Below are 18,314 nucleotides of genomic sequence, written 5' to 3'. Positions count from 1 at the left end.
AGATGGCCAAGGCCAAGCGCATGTACGGCTGCACCGAATGCGGCGCAACGTTTCCCAAGTGGGCCGGGCAGTGCGGTGAATGTGGTGCCTGGAACACCCTGACCGAAACCATGATCGAAAGCGGTGGTGCCGCGGCACCCGCCGGCCGCACTGGTTGGTCCGGGCAGCAGGCGCAGATCAAGACACTGGCCGAAGTCAGCATTGAAGAGATCCCGCGCTTCTCGACGGCATCCGGTGAACTGGACCGGGTGCTCGGCGGCGGTCTGGTCGATGGTTCGGTGGTGCTGATCGGCGGTGATCCGGGGATCGGTAAGTCGACGATTCTGTTGCAGACCCTGTGCAATCTCGCCAAGAGCATGCCGGCCCTCTATGTCACCGGCGAAGAATCCCAGCAGCAAGTGGCGATGCGCGCGCGCCGCCTCGGCTTGCCGCAGGATCAACTGCGGGTGATGACCGAAACCTGCATCGAAACCATCATCGCCACCGCCCGTCAGGAAAAGCCCAAGGTGATGGTGATTGACTCGATTCAGACGATCTTCACCGAACAACTGCAATCGGCGCCCGGCGGCGTGTCGCAAGTGCGCGAGAGTGCGGCGCTGCTGGTGCGTTACGCCAAGCAAAGCGGCACGGCGATTTTCCTCGTTGGCCATGTGACCAAGGAAGGCGCGCTGGCCGGTCCGCGCGTGCTGGAGCACATGGTCGACACCGTGCTGTATTTCGAGGGGGAATCCGATGGTCGTCTGCGTTTGCTGCGCGCGGTGAAGAACCGTTTCGGTGCGGTCAACGAGTTGGGCGTGTTCGGCATGACCGACAAGGGCTTGAAAGAAGTTTCCAACCCTTCGGCGATTTTCCTCACCCGCGCGCAAGAAGAAGTCCCGGGCAGTGTGGTGATGGCGACCTGGGAAGGCACGCGCCCGATGCTGGTGGAAGTGCAGGCGCTGGTCGACGACAGTCATCTGGCCAATCCGCGTCGGGTGACGCTGGGCCTGGATCAGAACCGTCTGGCGATGTTGCTCGCGGTCTTGCATCGCCATGGCGGGATTCCGACGCACGATCAGGATGTGTTCCTCAACGTGGTCGGCGGGGTGAAGGTGTTGGAAACCGCGTCCGATCTGGCGCTGATGGCGGCGGTGATGTCGAGCCTGCGCAATCGGCCGTTGCCGCATGACTTGCTGGTATTCGGTGAAGTGGGCCTGTCTGGCGAAGTGCGGCCGGTGCCGAGCGGTCAGGAACGGTTGAAGGAAGCGGCCAAGCATGGCTTCAAACGGGCGATCGTGCCGAAGGGCAATGCGCCGAAGGAATCGCCGCCGGGCTTGCAGATCATCGCCGTGACCCGCCTCGAACAGGCCCTCGACGCATTGTTTGAGTGAACTACTAACCTGTGGGAGCGAGCCTGCTCGCGAAGGGGCCGTGTCAGTCGGCATCATTGCTCAATGACACGCCGTCTTCGCGAGCAGGCTCGCTCCCACAGGGGATTTGTATTGATGGCTAGATTTCGATCAGGGCCCCCAGTTCGCGCTCCAGTTCGGCTTCGTCAGCCAGATTCAGCTCGATCAACCGCCGCAGGCGCTGGATCGACTCCAGGCTGATATGCCGGCAGACAAACCCCAGTTGCCCGTGATCCTCATGGGCAAGGTGCACATCCATCTGAATATCCACGTCATCGCTCAGATGAATGTCGACGAAAAAATCCTGTTCATTATCTCCAAGCCACGGCTCAGGCCGTTCGATCAGCAGCCCTTTGAGCGACAGATCAATCAACTTCACCGGCCATATGAATTGGCCCTGACTCAGCTCGGTTCTGGCATCGAACGCAATACGTTTGAAGCGACGACGGTTGGCTGGGTGCTCGCTCATGGCGCAATCCTCCGAAGGTTCGCTGACTATAGACCCGCAGGGTTCCAGCGTGCCAGCGCAGACGGGCCAGATAGACCAATGTCGGGGTATGGCCTTTACCGCCAGTAGCGCTAAACTCGGGGTGGCTGTCTTTCTTGTCCACCCTGGCTGGAATAATAAAATGAAAAATAATAATAGCCTGCTACGCCACTTACCCTGGCTAGTGCTGGCAATCGTAGGAGCGTGCGCCCTGGGCGTAGTGGCATTGCGCCGCGGCGAGGCGATCAACGCCTTGTGGATCGTGGTCGCTGCCGTGGCCATTTATCTGGTTGCGTACCGTTACTACAGTCTGTTCATCGCTAACAATGTGATGCAACTCGACCCGCGTAGGGCCACCCCCGCCGTGCTCAACAACGACGGTCTGGACTATGTGCCGACCAACAAACACATTCTTTTCGGTCACCACTTCGCAGCGATCGCTGGCGCCGGACCTCTGGTCGGCCCGGTATTGGCAGCGCAGATGGGCTACTTGCCCGGCACGCTGTGGCTGATAGCCGGGGTGGTGCTGGCGGGCGCGGTGCAGGACTTCATGGTCCTGTTCATGTCGACCCGTCGCAACGGCCGTTCCCTGGGCGACATGGTGCGTGAAGAAATGGGCCGTATTCCCGGCACCATCGCACTGTTCGGCTGCTTCCTGATCATGATCATCATCCTCGCGGTGCTGGCGCTGATCGTGGTTAAAGCGCTGGCCGAGAGCCCGTGGGGCATCTTCACCGTGATGGCGACCATCCCTATCGCGATGTTCATGGGCATTTACATGCGCTATATCCGCCCGGGCCGCATCGGCGAAATCTCCGTGGTCGGCGTGTTGCTGCTGCTCGGTTCGATCTGGCTCGGTGGGCAGATTGCTGCTGATCCGGTGTGGGCCAAGGCGTTCACCTTCACTGGCGTGCAGATTACCTGGATGCTGGTCGGTTACGGATTCGTCGCGGCATCGCTGCCGGTCTGGCTGATTCTGGCGCCGCGCGACTACCTCTCCACGTTCCTCAAGATCGGCACCATCATCGCCCTGGCGATCGGCATTCTGGTGACCATGCCCGAGCTGAAAATGCCGGCGCTGACCCAGTTCGTCGACGGCACTGGCCCTGTGTGGAAGGGCGGTCTGTTCCCGTTCCTGTTCATCACCATCGCCTGCGGTGCGGTTTCCGGTTTCCATGCGCTGATTTCTTCGGGCACCACGCCGAAGCTGCTGGATAACGAAACCAACGCCCGTTACATCGGTTACGGCGGCATGTTGATGGAGTCGTTCGTCGCCATCATGGCCATGGTCGCCGCTTCGGTGATCGAGCCTGGCGTGTACTTCGCCATGAACAGCCCGGCCGCTGTGGTCGGCAGTGATGTCGCTTCGGTTGCGCAAGTGGTCTCCAGCTGGGGCTTTGCGATCACGCCGGAAGCGCTGCAAGCCGTGGCGCATGACATTGGCGAAACCACCATCCTGGCCCGTGCCGGTGGTGCGCCGACCCTGGCGGTCGGTATCGCGCAGATCCTGCACAGTGTTCTGCCGGGTGAAAACACCATGGCGTTCTGGTACCACTTCGCGATCCTGTTCGAAGCGCTGTTCATCCTGACCGCCGTCGACGCCGGTACCCGTGCCGGACGGTTCATGCTGCAGGATCTGCTCGGCTCCTTCGTTCCGGCACTGCGGCGCACCGAATCGTGGACTGCCAACCTGATCGCCACCGCCGGTTGTGTGGCGATGTGGGGCTGGTTGCTGTACCAAGGCGTGATCGATCCACTGGGCGGCATCAACACCCTGTGGCCATTGTTCGGTATCTCCAACCAGATGCTGGCCGGTATCGCGCTGATGCTCGGCACCGTGGTTCTGATCAAAATGAAGCGACAGCGCTACATTTGGGTCACCCTGCTGCCAGCCGCCTGGCTGCTGATTTGCACCACGACCGCAGGCTTCATCAAGCTGTTCGATGCCAACCCGGCGATCGGCTTCCTGTCGCTGGCCAAGAAGTACAGCGATGCGCTGGCCAACGGTCAGATTCTGGCCCCGGCCAAAAGCATCGATCAGATGCAGCACGTGATCTTCAACGCCTACACCAACGCAACGCTTACCGCGCTGTTCCTGTTCGTGGTCTTCAGCATCCTGTTCTATGCGCTCAAAGTCGGCATCGCCGCCTGGGGCAAAAAAGAGCGTACGGATAAAGAATCGCCATTCCAGGCCCTGCCGGACGCGTAACCAGAGGATTGCACCATGTTCAATGACCTGAGTCGCCTCGGTAAATACCTCGGTCAGGCCGCGCGCCTGATGGTCGGCATGCCCGACTACGACACCTACGTCGAGCATATGCAAACCAAGCACCCGGACAAACCGGTGATGAGCTACGAGATGTTCTTCCGCGAACGTCAGGAAGCCCGTTACGGTGGCAAGGGTGGGCCGAAGTGCTGTTGAGCTGACAGCCTGCGGTTGAGGTAATCCCCCTGTGGGAGCGAGCCTGCTCGCGAATACGGAGTGTCAGTTGATGATTGATTTGACTGACACACCGCTTTCGCGAGCAGGCTCGCTCCCACAGTTGTTTTTGTGTTGTTCATTCATTTTGTGAAGGAGATCGAGTTTTGTCCTCTCCCATCCCGGTAACGGTACTCAGCGGTTTCCTCGGCGCCGGCAAGACCACTTTGCTGCGCCATATCCTCAAAGCCGAGCACGGCCTGAAAATCGCCGTGATCGAAAACGAATTCAGCGATGCCGGCATCGACACTCAGTTGCTGGGTGATGAGCCGGTGCAAGTCATGACCTTGGCCAACGGCTGCGTCTGCTGCACCATTCACACTGACCTGACCAAAGCGCTGTATCTGCTGCTCGAACGTCTGGACAGCGGCGAAATCGCCTTTGATCGCTTGGTGATCGAATGCACCGGTCTGGCCGATCCTGCACCCGTAGCGCAGACTTTTTTCATCGATGAAGAACTGCGCGAACGTTACCTGCTCGACGGCATCATCACCCTGGTCGATGCGGCGCACGCGGACGTGCACCTGACCCAGACCATCGCTCAAGCCCAGATCGGTTTTGCCGATCGCCTGCTGGTGAGCAAGACCGATCTGGTCGACGAGGCCACGTTCAACGCGTTGAGCGAACGCCTGACGCGGATCAATCGGCGTGCGCCCGTGCGTGTGGTTGAGCACGGCAATATTGATCTGGCTGAATTGCTGGATGTGCGCGGCTTCAACCTCAACGCCGATCTTGGCGGCGGCTTGAGCCTGCGCCCGGTGAGCAAGGCGCCGTCGATCGATCGCATTTCCAGTCTGGTGCTGCGCACCGATCAGCCGCTGGATATCGATCAGCTCAGTGAGTTCATGAATGAACTGCTGGAAGAACACGGCAAGCAATTGCTGCGTTACAAGGGCGTGCTGAACATTGCCGGTGAGGATCGGCGCCTGGTGTTTCAGGGAGTGTTGAAACTCTATGGTTTCGACTGGGACACCGAATGGGCCGAGGGTGAGGCGCGGGAAAGTGTGATTGTGTTTATTGCTGATGATTTGCCGGAAGAGAAGATTCGGGCGGGGTTTGCCAAAGTCGCTTCTGCCTGATGGATCCTGGTTGTCAGTGATGGCCTCTTCGCGAGCAGGCTCGCTCCCACAGTAATTCGCATTCTGTCGGGAGGAATGCAGTTCACTGTGGGAGCGAGCCTGCTCGCGAAGGCGGTCTAACCGACAGCACAATGCTCAAGGTCTGAACCCAACAGGGTCTGCTCAAGATGATCCAGATGTTGATTCATCAGCATGGCTGCTTTGGAAACATCCCGATGTTCCACTGCTTCAACCAGCGCCAAATGCTCCCGCCACGCGCAACAGCTGTGCGTAGAACCCTCACTTCGCGCAATCGCCAATGACGTCAACGGCACCAGACTACCCAAAAAATTCGCCAACGGTGCATTCCCCGCCATCTGCGCCAAGTGCAAATGAAACTCCCCGGACAAACGAATCGCCGCACCACGCCGACCCTGCTCAACGGCCTGACGCTCGCGCTCGGTCAACCCGCGCAAGCGCTTGAAACCGTCAGCTTGCGGACGCTGGCACGCCAGACGCACCAACGTGTTTTCGGCCAGCCGCCGCGCATGTAGAGCCTGTCGGGTCTGCTCCCGATCAGGTGCTGCCACACGCGGGCGATGGTTGGCCCGCAGCACAATGACTTGCTCAAGCGACAACTGCGTCAGCACCCGACGCACATCGGCGCGGCTGACGCAGAACATCTCTTTCAAACTGTCTTCGGTGAAGCGGCTGGTCGAGTCGATGCGCTGTTCCAGAATCGCATCGAACAGTCGCGGATACAGATCGTCCGCCGGCACCCCGACGCGGGAGAAGGGCAGGGGCGCCGCAGTCGGCTGGGCATGGGAGGGTGAAGCGAAACTGTTCATGGCCTGTCTCCAATTGGGATCAGCGACTCAAGTTGTCTTCCGGAATATTCAGTTCGATGCCCATGCGCTGACCTTCACGCAGAATGTGCCGGCGCATTTCGGCGCTGGCCTGGGCGCTGTTCTTGCTGCGAATGGCGCGCACCACGGCTTCGTTCTCTTCGAGGCGTTCGGCCAAGTGTTCCGGGGAATTGCGCAGCACCTCGGCGCTTTGTTTGAGCGCGTTGCTGGTTTGTTGCACCACGCTCTGGAAAATCGGATTGGACGTCAGCGTGAACAGCTCTTCATGAAAGGCGATGTAGGCGTTGACCCCGGCTTCACTGTCGCCGGCCTCAAGGGCTTCGCGCATGTCCATCAGCGTCAGGCGTAACTGGCCGACTTCCTTGCTGCTGATCGACTGCGCCACCAGACCGACGATGAACGGCTCAAGGGTGTAGCGCAGTTGCAATACATCTTCGAGGCTGGCGCCGGCCACCGCGCTGTCGTGGCTCGGGCTGTCGCTGAGCTGAGCGTCGAGCACGACCACGCCTTTGCCCGGCATCGAACGCACCAGGCCGAGGGTTTCCAGGACGATCACCGCTTCACGCAGGCTTGGCCGACTGATGCCCAGCTGTTCCGCCAGTTCGCGCTGGCCGGGCAGCATGTCGCCGGAGCGCCACTGGCCACGGGCCAATGCGGCGCGGAGTTTTTCTACGACTGAGTTGACGACGGTTGATGTGGTAATCACTTGTCTTGCTCCATGTGCCTGACGGCGCGCCGCAAACCGGGATCAAAAGATTTCCGCTTGCGGCAGCGCCGACAGGGTTGAAATCAGAACTCCTGCTGGTGCGCCGGAGTTGCTGCTTTACGCGGTTGAAAGGTGTAGCCCTGCTGACCGCTGAGTACTTTGTTGGCGCGTTGTACGTCGATGTCTTTTTCCCAACGGGCGATCGCAACCGTGGCGACGCAGTTGCCGATGAGATTGGTGAGTGCCCGGCCGATGCCCATGAACCAATCCACCGCCAACACCAGCACCAGACCGACCACCGGGATTGCCGGAATCGCTGTCAGCGTTGCCGCCAGAATCACCAGCGCCGAACCGGGAATACCGTGGGCGCCTTTGGAGGTGATCAGCGATACCAGCAGAATCGTCAGCAGATCGGTCATGGCCAGTGGTGTGCCGGTGGCATTGGCGATGAACACGATGGCCAGGGTCAGGTAGATCGAAAAACCGTCGAGGTTGAACGAGTACCCGGTCGGAATCACCAGGCCCACGGTCGAGCTGCCGATGCCCAGGTGTTCGAGTTTGCGCATGATCTGCGGCAGCACCGCGTCGGACGACGCCGTGCCCATGACGATCAGCAGCTCTTCACGCAGGTACTTGAGCAGTGGCCACATACGCAGGCCGGAGGCACGCATCACCAAGCCGAGAATCACGCTGACAAATGCGATGCAGGTCAGGTAGAACAAACCGACCAGACTGCCCAGGTGTTGCAGCGAATCGAGGCCATATTTGCTGGTGGTGAAGGCGATGGCGCCGAACACGCCGATCGGCGCCAGACGCACGATCATGCCCATGATCCGGAAGATTACGTGGCTCAGTTCGTTGATCAGCCGCGAAATCCCGGAAGCCGCTTCGCCGACCAGATTCAACGCACTGCCGAACAGCACCGAGAACAGCAGCACCTGCAAGATGTTGTTGTCGGCGAAGGCGCCGATCACTGAAGTCGGAATCAGGTCCATCAGGAACTGCGTGGTGGTGTGCATGTGCTGACCGCGCTCGGCGATGTCGCCCATGTCTGCGGCGGAGAGTTGCTCCAGATGGATATTCGCGCCGCTGCCGATGCCGGTACTGAAGGCGAAGACCAGGCCGATCACCAGGGCGATGGTGGTCAGTACTTCGAAGTAGATCACCGACTTGAGGCCGATGCGCCCGACCTTCTTCAGATCGCCGGCGCCGCTGATACCGCTGACCACCACGCAGAACACGATCAGGCCGATGAGCATCTTGATCAGTTTGATGAAGCCGTCGCCGAGCGGTTTGAGCTGGGCCGAGTATTCAGGAAGGGTCAGCCCGCAGACGATGCCGAGCATCAGTCCGAGAACCACTTGGAGGAAGATTGAACGCGAGCACCATCTGAGCATGGGAGGAATCCTGGTCGGTGTCCTGGCTGCCGTGCGCTTGAAGCGCATCAGATTCAGAACTTAATTATTGTGGTCTTACCGGTATGTCCAGTGCAGGCGCAGTCTAGGCGCTGGTTTTCCATGATCGCAAGTGAAAAATGACGAATTGGCATGACCGGTCTGACCAGTTGTGCGACAAGTCCCATTCTTGAGCGGTTCAGGCGTTTGAAAAAAATCCGGGCGAAAAAAAACCGGCCAATCACTTGGCCGGTTTTTCATGCTGCAGATTTAACGTCGCAATTAAGCGCCGTATACCGGCAGTTTCTTGCAGATGGCTTTGACTTTCTCACGAACGGCGTCGATCACCGCTTCGTTGTTCAGGTCAGCCAGGATGTCGCAGATCCAGCCGGCCAGCTCTTTGCACTCGGCTTGCTTGAAGCCGCGAGTGGTCACAGCCGGGGTACCGAAGCGCAGGCCGGAAGTGACGAACGGCGAGCGTGGATCGTTTGGCACGGAGTTCTTGTTCACGGTGATGAACGCTTTGCCCAGAGCGGCGTCAGCGTCTTTACCGGAGATGTCCTGCTTGATCAGCGACAGCAGGAACAGGTGGTTCTTGGTACCACCGGAAACCACGTCGAAACCGCGCTCGATGAACACTTCGGCCATGGCCTGGGCGTTCAGCACCACTTGTTCCTGGTAGGCCTTGAACTCAGGCTGCAGCGCTTCCTTGAAGCAGATCGCTTTAGCGGCGATCACGTGCTCCAGCGGGCCACCCTGGGCGCCCGGGAATACCGCGGAGTTCAGCTTCTTCTCGATGTCGGCGTTGGCGCGCGCCAGGATCAGGCCGCCACGTGGACCGCGCAGGGTCTTGTGCGTGGTGGTGGTCACGACGTCAGCGAAAGGCACCGGGTTCGGGTAAACGCCAGCGGCAACCAGACCGGCCACGTGAGCCATGTCGACGAACAGGTAGGCGCCGACTTTGTCAGCGATGGCGCGGAAGCGTGGGAAATCCAGAATCTGCGAGTAGGCAGAGAAACCGGCCACGATCATTTTTGGCTTGTGCTCAACGGCCAGACGCTCGACTTCGTCGTAGTCGATCAGGCCGTTGGCATCGATACCGTATTGAACGGCGTTGTACAGCTTGCCCGAGGAGGAAACGCTGGCGCCGTGGGTCAGGTGACCGCCGTGAGCCAGGCTCATGCCCAGAATGGTGTCGCCACCTTGCAGCAGGGCCAGATAAACCGCAGCGTTGGCTTGCGAACCGGCGTGTGGCTGAACGTTGGCGTAATCGGCGCCGAACAGCTCTTTGGCGCGGTCGATGGCCAGTTGCTCAACGATGTCGACGTACTCGCAACCACCGTAGTAACGCTTGCCTGGGTAACCTTCAGCGTACTTGTTGGTCAGGACCGAGCCTTGAGCTTCCATCACCGCTGGGCTGGTGTAGTTTTCCGAAGCGATCAGCTCAATGTGTTCTTCCTGGCGCTGAGCTTCTTGCTCCATGGCGGCAAAAAGGTCGGCGTCGTACTTGGCAATAGTCAAATCACGGCTGAACATGGCGGTCCTCAAGGATCGGGGGCAGAAAAGGGGGGCATTCTAACCCAATGGGTTTTGGATGGCATATGAAACGACATCATGTCGCAGACAAGTGGCGTTCATGACAGATGTGCGGTGCTTTTGAAGGCCTCTTCGCGAGCAGGCTCGCTCCCACAGTAACCGAGGTGCTCTTGCGATTTTCTGACCGACATCAATCCCATGTGGGAGCGAGCCTGCTCGCGAAGGCAACGCCGCCGATGTTCAGTCAAACATGAACAGCGCATCGTTACTGAACTGCGCCTCAAACCGGCTCGCCGGCATCGGCCGCCCGAACAGATAGCCCTGAACCTCATCGCAACCGTGCTCGCGCAGGAAGTCCAGCTGCTCATGGGTTTCCACACCCTCGGCAATCACCGCCAGATTGAGGCTGTGCGCCATGGCGATGATCGCCCGGGCAATCTGCGCGTCCTGCTCGCCCGACGGCAAACCATCGACAAACGTGCGGTCGATTTTCAGCACGTCAATCGGGAACTGCTTGAGGTAGTTAAGCGATGAATAACCAGTGCCAAAGTCATCGACTGCAATGCTCAGGCCGAGGTTTTTCAATCCGGCGAGAATCTGCATCGCCTCGCTGACTTCACGCATCAGGATACTTTCGGTCAGCTCCAACTCCAGACACGCCGGCGGCAGGCCGGTCTCGCGCAGAATCGTGGCGATCCGCGTACCGAGTTGGCCGTCGGAGAACTGCCGTGCGGAGATGTTCACCGAGACCTTAGGCACACGCACACGATTCTGGTGCCACGTCTTCAACTGACGGCACGCTTCGCTGATCACCCAATCGCCGACGTCCACCACGAGCCCGAGCTCTTCCAGCACCGGAATGAAATCCCCCGGCGGCACCAGGCCACGACGTGGATGACGCCAGCGCAACAGCGCTTCGGCACCGGTCAGGCGTTTGCCGTCGCCGCTGAATTGTGGCTGGTAATACAGGACGAATTCGTTTTGTTCCAAGGCATGGCGCAAGTCGCTTTCCAGCTCCAGACGCTCCAGCGCACTGGCGTTCATGTCGGCCTGATAGAACTGGAAGTTGTTCTTGCCGCGTTCCTTGGCGTGGTACATCGCGGTGTCGGCGTTCTTCATCAACTGGCTGAGTTCGTTGCCGTCCTGCGGGCTCAGGGCGATGCCGATACTGGCGGTGACGAAGAACTCGCGGCCTTCGAGCACGAACGGCCGCACCAGGCTGCCAAGAATCTGCTCGGCGACATGAATCGCCCGGTTCAGCGCCATTTCACGGCTGGAACGATGTTGCAGCAGCAGAGTGAACTCGTCGCCGCCCATGCGCGCCACAGTGTCGTCATCGTCGACGCAGGTCAGCAGGCGCGTGGCCATGTCCTTCAACATGCGGTCGCCGGCGGCATGACCGAGGGAGTCGTTGATCGGTTTGAAACGGTCGAGGTCGAGGAACATCAACACGACCCACGACTTCTGCCGCTCGGCCGATTGCAGCGCGGTGTGCAGACGATCCTGGAACAGCGTGCGGTTCGGCAGGTGGGTCAGGGCGTCGTAGTAAGCGAGGCGGTGAATCCGCTGCTCGCTGGCCTTGCGCTCGCTGATGTCGCTGAAGAAGCACACGTAACTGGCCAGGTCGCCCTCGTCATCGAGCACCGCAGTAATGCCGACCCACGCCGGGTAATGCTCGCCGTTACGACGCTTGAGCCAGACTTCGCCTTCCCAGGTGTTGTGCTGATGCAATTGCTTGAGCACGTAACGCAGGTGCGCGTCCTGTTGCTCATCGACGGTGAGCATGTTCGGCAACTGGTCGAGCACCTCGCTCACCGCGTAACCGCTGACGCGGCTGAAGGCTTCGTTGGCTTGCACGATGTAGCCGGCCGGGTCGGTGATCAGAATGGCCGAGGTCGAGTGTTCGAAAACCGTGGCGGCCATGCGCAGGTCTTTCTCGGCGCGACGCTGCTGGCTGATGTCGCGACCGACACCGAGCACGCCTTCGAACGCGCCGTGCTCGTCCCACACCAGCACCAGACGCAGCTCGATCGGGATCTTGCGGCCATCGGCGCGCAGACAGTCGAACAGGAACAGTTGCGTCTGCACCTGGCTGCGCAACAGCGCCAGTTGCTCTGGTTTGTCCAGCGCCTTGCTGACCCGATCCATCAGCGTGTAGATGCCGCTCAGTTGCTGCGGGTTGGCGATGGTCGATTGCCAGCCGTTCTGGAAAATCCACTCGGCGTCGTAACCCAGCACGGCTTGCACCGACGGGCTGACGTAGTTCAGCGAGAGTTTGCTGTCGGTGGAGAAAATCACGTCGCTGATGCTTTCGGCGAGCATGCGGTAACGCTGCTCGCTGTCGCGCAGGGATTCGCTGGCCTCAATCTGCTCGGTGATGTCTTTGGCCACGCCGATGATCCGCGTGACCTGATCGTGCTTGTCGCGGGCCAGTGCCTGTTCGCGAATGTCGAAACGCCGCCACTTGCCGTCGCGATGACGGAAGCGCAACTGGCATTGCAGCAACTGGCTGTAACCGGCGTGACGCTGCATCTGCCGCGAGCGATGGTAATAATCGGCATCTTCCGGGTGCAGGAGGATTTCCCAGAAATACTCGCCCATCTGGTGCAGTTCGGTGCGGTTATAGCCGAGAGTCTGCCCGAGGTGGTGGTTGCTGAAAATCATCCGCTGGCTGATCACGTCCTGCACGTACAGATGATCCGGCACGGTGCGCACCACGTCCGACCAGAAACCTTCGCGTTCCAGCAGTGACAGTTCGATCAGCTTGCGGCTGGTGATGTCGTTGATGCTGAGGATCACCGCTTTGTAGTCGTGCTGCTCCTGCGGCAGGCGCAAGACCATCCACAGGTGCTGGTCGCGGCCGCTGCTGTTGGGCAGTTTGACTTCCAGTTCCAGCTGCTTTTGCTGTTGCAGAACCGCGTCGAGCACCTGATTGCCGATTGCGCAGTGATAGTGCGGATGGCCATCGATCAGCAGTTGCCAGGCGTGCTCGCAGGAATTGACGTCGAGCAGTTGCAGCGCCACCTGATTGACCTCGGTCACGCGCAGTTCTTGCAGCAACTGTTGGCGCTGCAGTGGCTGGTCGAGCCAGGCCTTGAGCTGATCGCTGGTCTGGATCTGCGCCTTGTCGAAGACTTGTTTGAGCCCGGACAGGTCGAGCACGCATAGCGCGACGCCGGTGCCTTCGAAAATGTCCTGATAACGCCGGCGACCTTCATGCAACTGGCGCTGGCGGCGGCGCATGTTCAACAGGGCAATCACCGGCAGCATCGAGAACGCCAGACCCAGCAGGCATTTACCGATGAACGCCGGCAGCAATTCTTCGAGCACGCGCTGGCGGTCGAACAGGCCACGCAGTTGCCAGTCGCTGCTGCTCAGCGGCACGGTCAGCACGGTGTTGGCCAGATCATCGGGCGTGAGCACGCCCGGCTTGGCCGCGGGCAGCGCTTCGTCGCGGCTGATGATCTGATGGTTGATGCGGTTTTCCACCAGCCACAGCGGGCGCAGGCCGGTGTCACCCTGTTTGGTCAGCGAATCGAAGAAGGTCGGAGTCAGGCGCAAGGCCCAATAGCCGCGGGTGCTGCCGCTGGCCTGATGGAGCAACAGATGCACCACCGAGCCGTCATCGGCATTACTGAAGTAGTGCGCTTGAGCGTGGCTGCGCCGGACCAGTTCGGTCAGGTAATCGGCGTCGGAACTGTCGGCAGCGCTGTCGCTGATGATCCGCCCGGAAGGACTGAGCAACGCCATGCTGCGCAGGTCCGGCAACGATTGCTGGAGTTTGCGCAGCAGCGCCTGCTGTTCGTCGGCTGATTGCGGCTGCTCGACGATCGGTAGCAGATTGAGGGCGATTTGCGCGTTCAGCGCCATGTTCAGGCTGACCTGCGAAGCGAGGTCGGCGGTGTAATCGATGGTGTACTGGCGCTGGTTTTTCTGGGTTTCGCGCAGTTGATCGAGCAGTTGCCAGAACAGCAGCGCCAGCAGCAAAAGCACCAGCGTCGCCAGCGCGCCCTTTAATGTCCCGCGCAGGGGCGAGCCGGGCGCCGGTTGGGTGCTGCTCACAGAGGCTGGCGGAGTGACATTGGACAAGCTGTAATCCTGCGGTCTGGCTGGACTGGCGCGACGTGCACTATAAGCCGGACGCCCAAAGGGCGGCTAGCATGCCTTGAGTTGTGGCGAAGTGCCAGCCCCGCTCGGCTGGACTGCCACCGGTCATTAAGGTAGCTTTGCCGGTTACGCGGGAGCCCAGACACTGTTAAAACTACTGCGCTCGGAAATACTGCGTTGAAAACAGGCTCGGACTGCTCATTTACAACCCGTAAACTCCGCGTCCTCGCCTGTTTTCGCCTTGTCTTTCCTTCGCTCGTTACGTTTTAACAGCGTCTGGTCCAGCTCCTAGACTCAGACTTTTTCAGCGCGCACGCATTGATAACCATCAAGTGAACGACGCGCATGGTCTGGCCGGGCTTCGCCTGCGCTGCAATCATTCATCTGTCACTGACCCAAGGTTCTCCATGGCTCAATACGTCTTCACCATGCATCGGCTGGGCAAAGTTGTTCCGCCGAAGCGGGAAATTCTCAAAAACATTTCGCTGTCGTTCTTCCCCGGCGCCAAAATTGGCGTACTCGGCCTCAACGGTTCGGGTAAGTCCACGCTGCTGAAAATCATGGCCGGCGTCGACACCGAGTTCGAGGGCGAAGCCCGTCCGATGCCGGAACTGAACATCGGTTATCTGCCGCAAGAGCCGCAACTTGACCCAACCAAGACCGTGCGTGAAGTGGTCGAGGAAGCGGTCAGCGTGATCAAGAACGCCCAGGCGCGCCTGGACGAGGTCTACGCGGCTTACGCTGAAGAAGACGCCGACTTCGACAAACTGGCTGCTGAACAGGCCAAGCTCGAAGCGATCCTGCAAGCCAGCGACGGTCACAACCTTGATCGCCAACTGGAAGTCGCCGCCGACGCACTGCGTCTGCCGGCCTGGGACGCCAAGGTCGAATTCCTCTCCGGTGGTGAAAAACGTCGTGTGGCCCTGTGCCGTCTGCTGCTGTCTGCGCCGGACATGCTGCTGCTCGACGAACCGACCAACCACTTGGACGCCGATTCCGTTGCGTGGCTGGAGCACTTCCTGCACGACTTCCCGGGTACCGTGGTCGCGATCACGCACGACCGTTACTTCCTCGACAACGTCGCCGGCTGGATTCTGGAACTCGACCGCGGCGCGGGCATTCCGTACGAAGGCAACTACTCGGGTTGGCTCGAAGCCAAGTCCGATCGTCTGGCCGCCGAATCCAAGCAGCAGTCGGCACACGAAAAAGCCATGAAAGAAGAACTGGAGTGGGTGCGCAAAGGCGCGAAAGCCCGCCAGTCGAAATCCAAGGCACGTCTGCAACGCTTCGAAGAAATGCAATCGCAGGAATTCCAGAAGCGCAGCGAAACCAACGAGATCTACATCCCGGCCGGTCCGCGCCTGGGCGACAAGGTCATCGAGTTCAAGAACGTCACCAAGGGCTACGGCGATCGCGTGCTGATCGACAACCTGTCGTTCTCGATGCCCAAAGGCGCCATCGTCGGCGTGATCGGCGGCAACGGTGCTGGTAAGTCGACCCTGTTCCGCATGCTGATGGGCAAGGAAACACCGGATTCGGGCAGCATCGAAGTCGGCGAAACCGTGCAACTGGCCTGCGTCGATCAGAGCCGCGATGACCTGGATGGCAGCAAGACTGTGTTCCAGCAAATCTCCGACGGTTCCGACCAGATCCGCATCGGCAACTACGAGATTCCGTCGCGCACCTACGTCGGTCGTTTCAACTTCAAGGGCGGCGATCAGCAGAAGTTCGTCAAGGATCTGTCCGGTGGTGAGCGTGGTCGTCTGCACCTGGCGTTGACCCTGAAGGAGGGCGGTAACGTCCTGCTGCTCGACGAACCGTCCAACGACCTCGACGTTGAAACCTTGCGTTCGCTGGAAGAAGCCTTGCTGGACTTCCCGGGCGCCGCCATTGTGATCTCTCACGATCGGTGGTTCCTTGACCGCGTCGCGACCCACATCCTCGCGTACGAAGACGACTCTCAAGCGATCTTCTTTGAAGGCAACTACACCGAGTACGAAGCGGATCGCAAGAAACGCCTCGGCGAAGCGGCTGCCCAGCCACACCGGGTACGTCACAAGAAACTGGCCTGATATCGGGTCGGTTGCATGAAAGAGCGGAGCCTTCGGGCTCCGTTTTTTTTGCCCGGTTTTTTTCAGGTTTACCGAGTCGCACCCTTCGCGAGCAAGCTCGCTCCCACAGGGGAACGCATTTCAAATGTGGGAGCGAGCTTGCTCGCGAAGGCGGTGTAACTGTTGGTGCATAACTCAAATCTTGAATCACCATTCAGGTGCAAAAACACTCCAAAAAACCCCCCTGATTTATATCCTGTGCACCATTTAATTTCATAACTGCGACATTTTGCTCTGTTCCTGTGCGCATTTCGTTTGTTACAGTCCGGCCCAATCTCCTCCAACGACAATAAATTTGCCGAGACTTTTCCCATGATCGAATCCGTCGAATCCTTCCTCGCCCGCTTGAAAAAACGCGACCCGGATCAACCCGAATTTCACCAGGCCGTCGAAGAAGTCCTGCGTAGCCTGTGGCCTTTTCTCGAAGCCAATCCGCACTACCTGAGCTCGGGGATTCTGGAACGTATCTGCGAGCCGGAGCGTGCCGTGGTGTTCCGCGTTTCATGGGTCGACGATCAGGGCAAAGTCCAGGTCAATCGCGGTTTCCGCATCCAGATGAACAGCGCGATTGGCCCGTACAAGGGCGGCTTGCGCTTCCATCCTTCGGTGAACCTCGGCGTGCTGAAATTCCTCGCCTTCGAACAGACCTTCAAAAACTCCCTGACCTCATTGCCCATGGGCGGCGGCAAGGGCGGCTCGGATTTCGATCCAAAGGGCAAGAGCGACGCTGAAGTCATGCGCTTCTGCCAGGCCTTCATGAGCGAGTTGTACCGCCACATCGGCGCCGACGTTGACGTGCCGGCCGGTGATATCGGTGTCGGTGCGCGCGAGATCGGTTTCCTCTTCGGCCAGTACAAACGCCTGAGCAATCAGTTCACCAGCGTGCTGACCGGCAAAGGCATGACCTACGGCGGCAGCCTGATTCGCCCGGAAGCCACCGGTTTCGGCTGCGTGTATTTCGCGGAAGAAATGCTCAAGCGTCGCGAGCTGAGCGTCGAAGGCAAACGCGTAGCGATCTCCGGTTCCGGCAACGTCGCGCAATACGCCGCGCGCAAAGTCATGGACCTGGGCGGCAAGGTGATTTCCCTGTCCGACTCCGAAGGCACGCTGTATTGCGAAGCAGGCTTGAGCGAAGAGCAGTGGCTGGCGCTGCTGGAGTTGAAAAACGTCAAACGCGGTCGCATCAGCGAACTGGCGGCCGCCTTCGGTCTGGAATTCCGCGCCGGTCAGTTGCCGTGGTCGCTGCCATGCGACATCGCGCTGCCGTGCGCCACGCAGAACGAACTCGACGCCGAAGCCGCACACGCGCTGCTGCGCAATGGCTGCGTATGCGTGGCCGAAGGCGCGAACATGCCGACCACGCTGGAGGCTGTGGATATCTTTATCGAGGCCGGCATTCTCTTTGCTCCGGGCAAGGCGTCCAATGCCGGCGGCGTGGCGGTGAGTGGTCTGGAGATGTCGCAGAACGCTATGCGCCTGCTGTGGACGGCGGGTGAGGTGGACAGCAAGCTGCACGCGATCATGCAGTCGATCCACCACGCTTGCGTGCATTACGGCGAAGAGAACGGGCGGATCAACTACGTCAAAGGCGCGAACATCGCCGGCTTCGTCAAAGTCGCCGACGCAATGCTCGCGCAGGGCGTGGTTTAAGCCGGTTCGATGCGGATCACTTCGATGATTTGATCGCCGGCGGGGCGCTGCCACAGCACCTCGTCATTGAGCCGGGCACCGAGTAACGCCCGGCCCAGCGGTGAGCCCCAATTGATCAGGCCTTTGCCGGCATCGGCCTGATCTTCGCCGACCAGTTGCACCCGACGTTCGGTGTCGTGTTCGTCGGCGTAGGTCACCCAACTGCCGATCTGCACCTTGTCGGTGGATGTGGCGGCAACCGCGACTTGTGCGCTGCTCAGGCGCTGATTGAAATAACGCAAATCCCTTTGCAGATCCGCCAACCGTTGTTTGTCGGCCTGCTCACCTTTGGCCGATTGTTCGGCATGCAGGGTTTGCAGTTCGGCGACTTTCGCCTGCAACTGCGCCAGCCCTTGCGGCGTGACGTAATTGGGCTGCGTGCTGACCTGCCGTTCGACGGGCTGATCGGCTTGCGCGGCGGCGTTGTCTTCGTTGACGAATGCGCGACTCATGGTGTCCTCCTCATATGAGGTTTGGGCCATGCTCGCAGGCA

General features: G+C 59.9%; 13 protein-coding genes. 6 read left to right on the top strand and 7 right to left on the bottom strand.

Annotated features, from left to right (window positions below; translation table 11 throughout):
* The first annotated feature begins 2 nt into the window (after positions 1-2).
* On the top strand, positions 3-1,370 hold the full coding sequence (gene radA / locus A8O26_RS15165; protein WP_064118751.1) for a DNA repair protein RadA: 1,368 nt from the start codon (positions 3-5) through the stop codon (positions 1,368-1,370).
* 118 nt (positions 1,371-1,488) lie between these two features.
* Here radA and A8O26_RS15160 read toward each other — a convergent pair whose 3' ends face one another.
* Positions 1,489-1,857, bottom strand: coding sequence for a PilZ domain-containing protein (locus A8O26_RS15160; protein ID WP_064118750.1), 369 nt, complete (start codon positions 1,855-1,857; stop codon positions 1,489-1,491).
* Positions 1,858-2,017: 160 nt separating this feature from the next.
* Between A8O26_RS15160 and A8O26_RS15155 the strand changes: the two genes are divergently transcribed.
* The 3 genes from A8O26_RS15155 (at position 2,018) to yjiA (ending at position 5,433) form a co-directional block, all read left to right on the top strand.
* Positions 2,018-4,084, top strand: a complete 2,067-nt coding sequence (locus tag A8O26_RS15155) for a carbon starvation CstA family protein (protein WP_064118749.1) — start codon at positions 2,018-2,020, stop codon at positions 4,082-4,084.
* 15 nt (positions 4,085-4,099) lie between these two features.
* Complete coding sequence (locus A8O26_RS15150) at positions 4,100-4,297, top strand: YbdD/YjiX family protein (protein ID WP_003228401.1); 198 nt, start codon at positions 4,100-4,102, stop codon at positions 4,295-4,297.
* A gap of 164 nt (positions 4,298-4,461) precedes the next feature.
* On the top strand, positions 4,462-5,433 hold the full coding sequence (gene yjiA, locus A8O26_RS15145) for a GTPase (RefSeq protein WP_064118748.1): 972 nt from the start codon (positions 4,462-4,464) through the stop codon (positions 5,431-5,433).
* 116 nt (positions 5,434-5,549) lie between these two features.
* On the opposite strand, the gene A8O26_RS15140 is transcribed toward yjiA, so the two are convergent.
* From A8O26_RS15140 to morA, 5 genes are all read right to left on the bottom strand, one after another.
* Positions 5,550-6,260, bottom strand: coding sequence for a GntR family transcriptional regulator (locus A8O26_RS15140; RefSeq protein WP_064118747.1), 711 nt, complete (start codon positions 6,258-6,260; stop codon positions 5,550-5,552).
* 19 nt (positions 6,261-6,279) lie between these two features.
* A complete protein-coding gene (locus A8O26_RS15135; RefSeq protein ID WP_064118746.1) occupies positions 6,280-6,984 on the bottom strand; it encodes a FadR/GntR family transcriptional regulator in 705 nt (234 codons plus the stop codon).
* 83 nt (positions 6,985-7,067) lie between these two features.
* Positions 7,068-8,381, bottom strand: a complete 1,314-nt coding sequence (locus A8O26_RS15130; RefSeq protein ID WP_064118745.1) for a C4-dicarboxylate transporter DctA — start codon at positions 8,379-8,381, stop codon at positions 7,068-7,070.
* A 279-nt stretch (positions 8,382-8,660) separates the two neighbouring features.
* Positions 8,661-9,914: a serine hydroxymethyltransferase gene (gene glyA / locus A8O26_RS15125; RefSeq protein WP_007909785.1), complete on the bottom strand. Its 1,254-nt coding sequence runs from the start codon at positions 9,912-9,914 to the stop codon at positions 8,661-8,663.
* Positions 9,915-10,154: 240 nt separating this feature from the next.
* On the bottom strand, positions 10,155-14,003 hold the full coding sequence (gene morA, locus A8O26_RS15120; protein WP_064118744.1) for a cyclic di-GMP receptor MorA: 3,849 nt from the start codon (positions 14,001-14,003) through the stop codon (positions 10,155-10,157).
* 425 nt (positions 14,004-14,428) lie between these two features.
* Between morA and ettA the strand changes: the two genes are divergently transcribed.
* Both ettA and gdhA read left to right on the top strand, forming a co-directional pair.
* The gene (ettA, locus tag A8O26_RS15115) at positions 14,429-16,093 is read left to right on the top strand and encodes an energy-dependent translational throttle protein EttA (RefSeq protein ID WP_064118743.1); all 1,665 of its coding nucleotides are present in this window, start codon (positions 14,429-14,431) and stop codon (positions 16,091-16,093) included.
* Positions 16,094-16,444: 351 nt separating this feature from the next.
* Positions 16,445-17,782 (top strand): NADP-specific glutamate dehydrogenase, encoded by a 1,338-nt coding sequence (gene gdhA, locus A8O26_RS15110; protein ID WP_064118742.1) that lies wholly within the window; start codon positions 16,445-16,447, stop codon positions 17,780-17,782.
* Here the strand turns inward: gdhA and A8O26_RS15105 are convergent.
* On the bottom strand, positions 17,779-18,273 hold the full coding sequence (locus tag A8O26_RS15105) for a GreA/GreB family elongation factor (protein WP_064118741.1): 495 nt from the start codon (positions 18,271-18,273) through the stop codon (positions 17,779-17,781). The genes gdhA and A8O26_RS15105 overlap by 4 nt on opposite strands.
* Positions 18,274-18,314 lie beyond the last annotated feature (41 nt).

It is taken from the genome of Pseudomonas fluorescens, assembly GCF_001648775.1.
Taxonomy (GTDB): domain Bacteria; phylum Pseudomonadota; class Gammaproteobacteria; order Pseudomonadales; family Pseudomonadaceae; genus Aquipseudomonas; species Aquipseudomonas fluorescens_M.
The sequence above is the reverse complement of the archived record's forward strand: the minus strand, read 5'-3'. Positions and strand labels throughout refer to the sequence as shown.

Coding starts and splice junctions, on each gene's coding strand:
- gdhA (WP_064118742.1), top strand. CDS start 16,445: ATGATCGAATCCGTCGAATCCTTCCTCGCCCGCTTGAAAAAACGCGAC.
- A8O26_RS15130 (WP_064118745.1), bottom strand. CDS start 8,381: ATGCTCAGATGGTGCTCGCGTTCAATCTTCCTCCAAGTGGTTCTCGGA.
- A8O26_RS15155 (WP_064118749.1), top strand. CDS start 2,018: ATGAAAAATAATAATAGCCTGCTACGCCACTTACCCTGGCTAGTGCTG.
- radA (WP_064118751.1), top strand. CDS start 3: ATGGCCAAGGCCAAGCGCATGTACGGCTGCACCGAATGCGGCGCAACG.
- A8O26_RS15160 (WP_064118750.1), bottom strand. CDS start 1,857: ATGAGCGAGCACCCAGCCAACCGTCGTCGCTTCAAACGTATTGCGTTC.
- glyA (WP_007909785.1), bottom strand. CDS start 9,914: ATGTTCAGCCGTGATTTGACTATTGCCAAGTACGACGCCGACCTTTTT.
- ettA (WP_064118743.1), top strand. CDS start 14,429: ATGGCTCAATACGTCTTCACCATGCATCGGCTGGGCAAAGTTGTTCCG.
- A8O26_RS15105 (WP_064118741.1), bottom strand. CDS start 18,273: ATGAGTCGCGCATTCGTCAACGAAGACAACGCCGCCGCGCAAGCCGAT.
- A8O26_RS15140 (WP_064118747.1), bottom strand. CDS start 6,260: ATGAACAGTTTCGCTTCACCCTCCCATGCCCAGCCGACTGCGGCGCCC.
- A8O26_RS15150 (WP_003228401.1), top strand. CDS start 4,100: ATGTTCAATGACCTGAGTCGCCTCGGTAAATACCTCGGTCAGGCCGCG.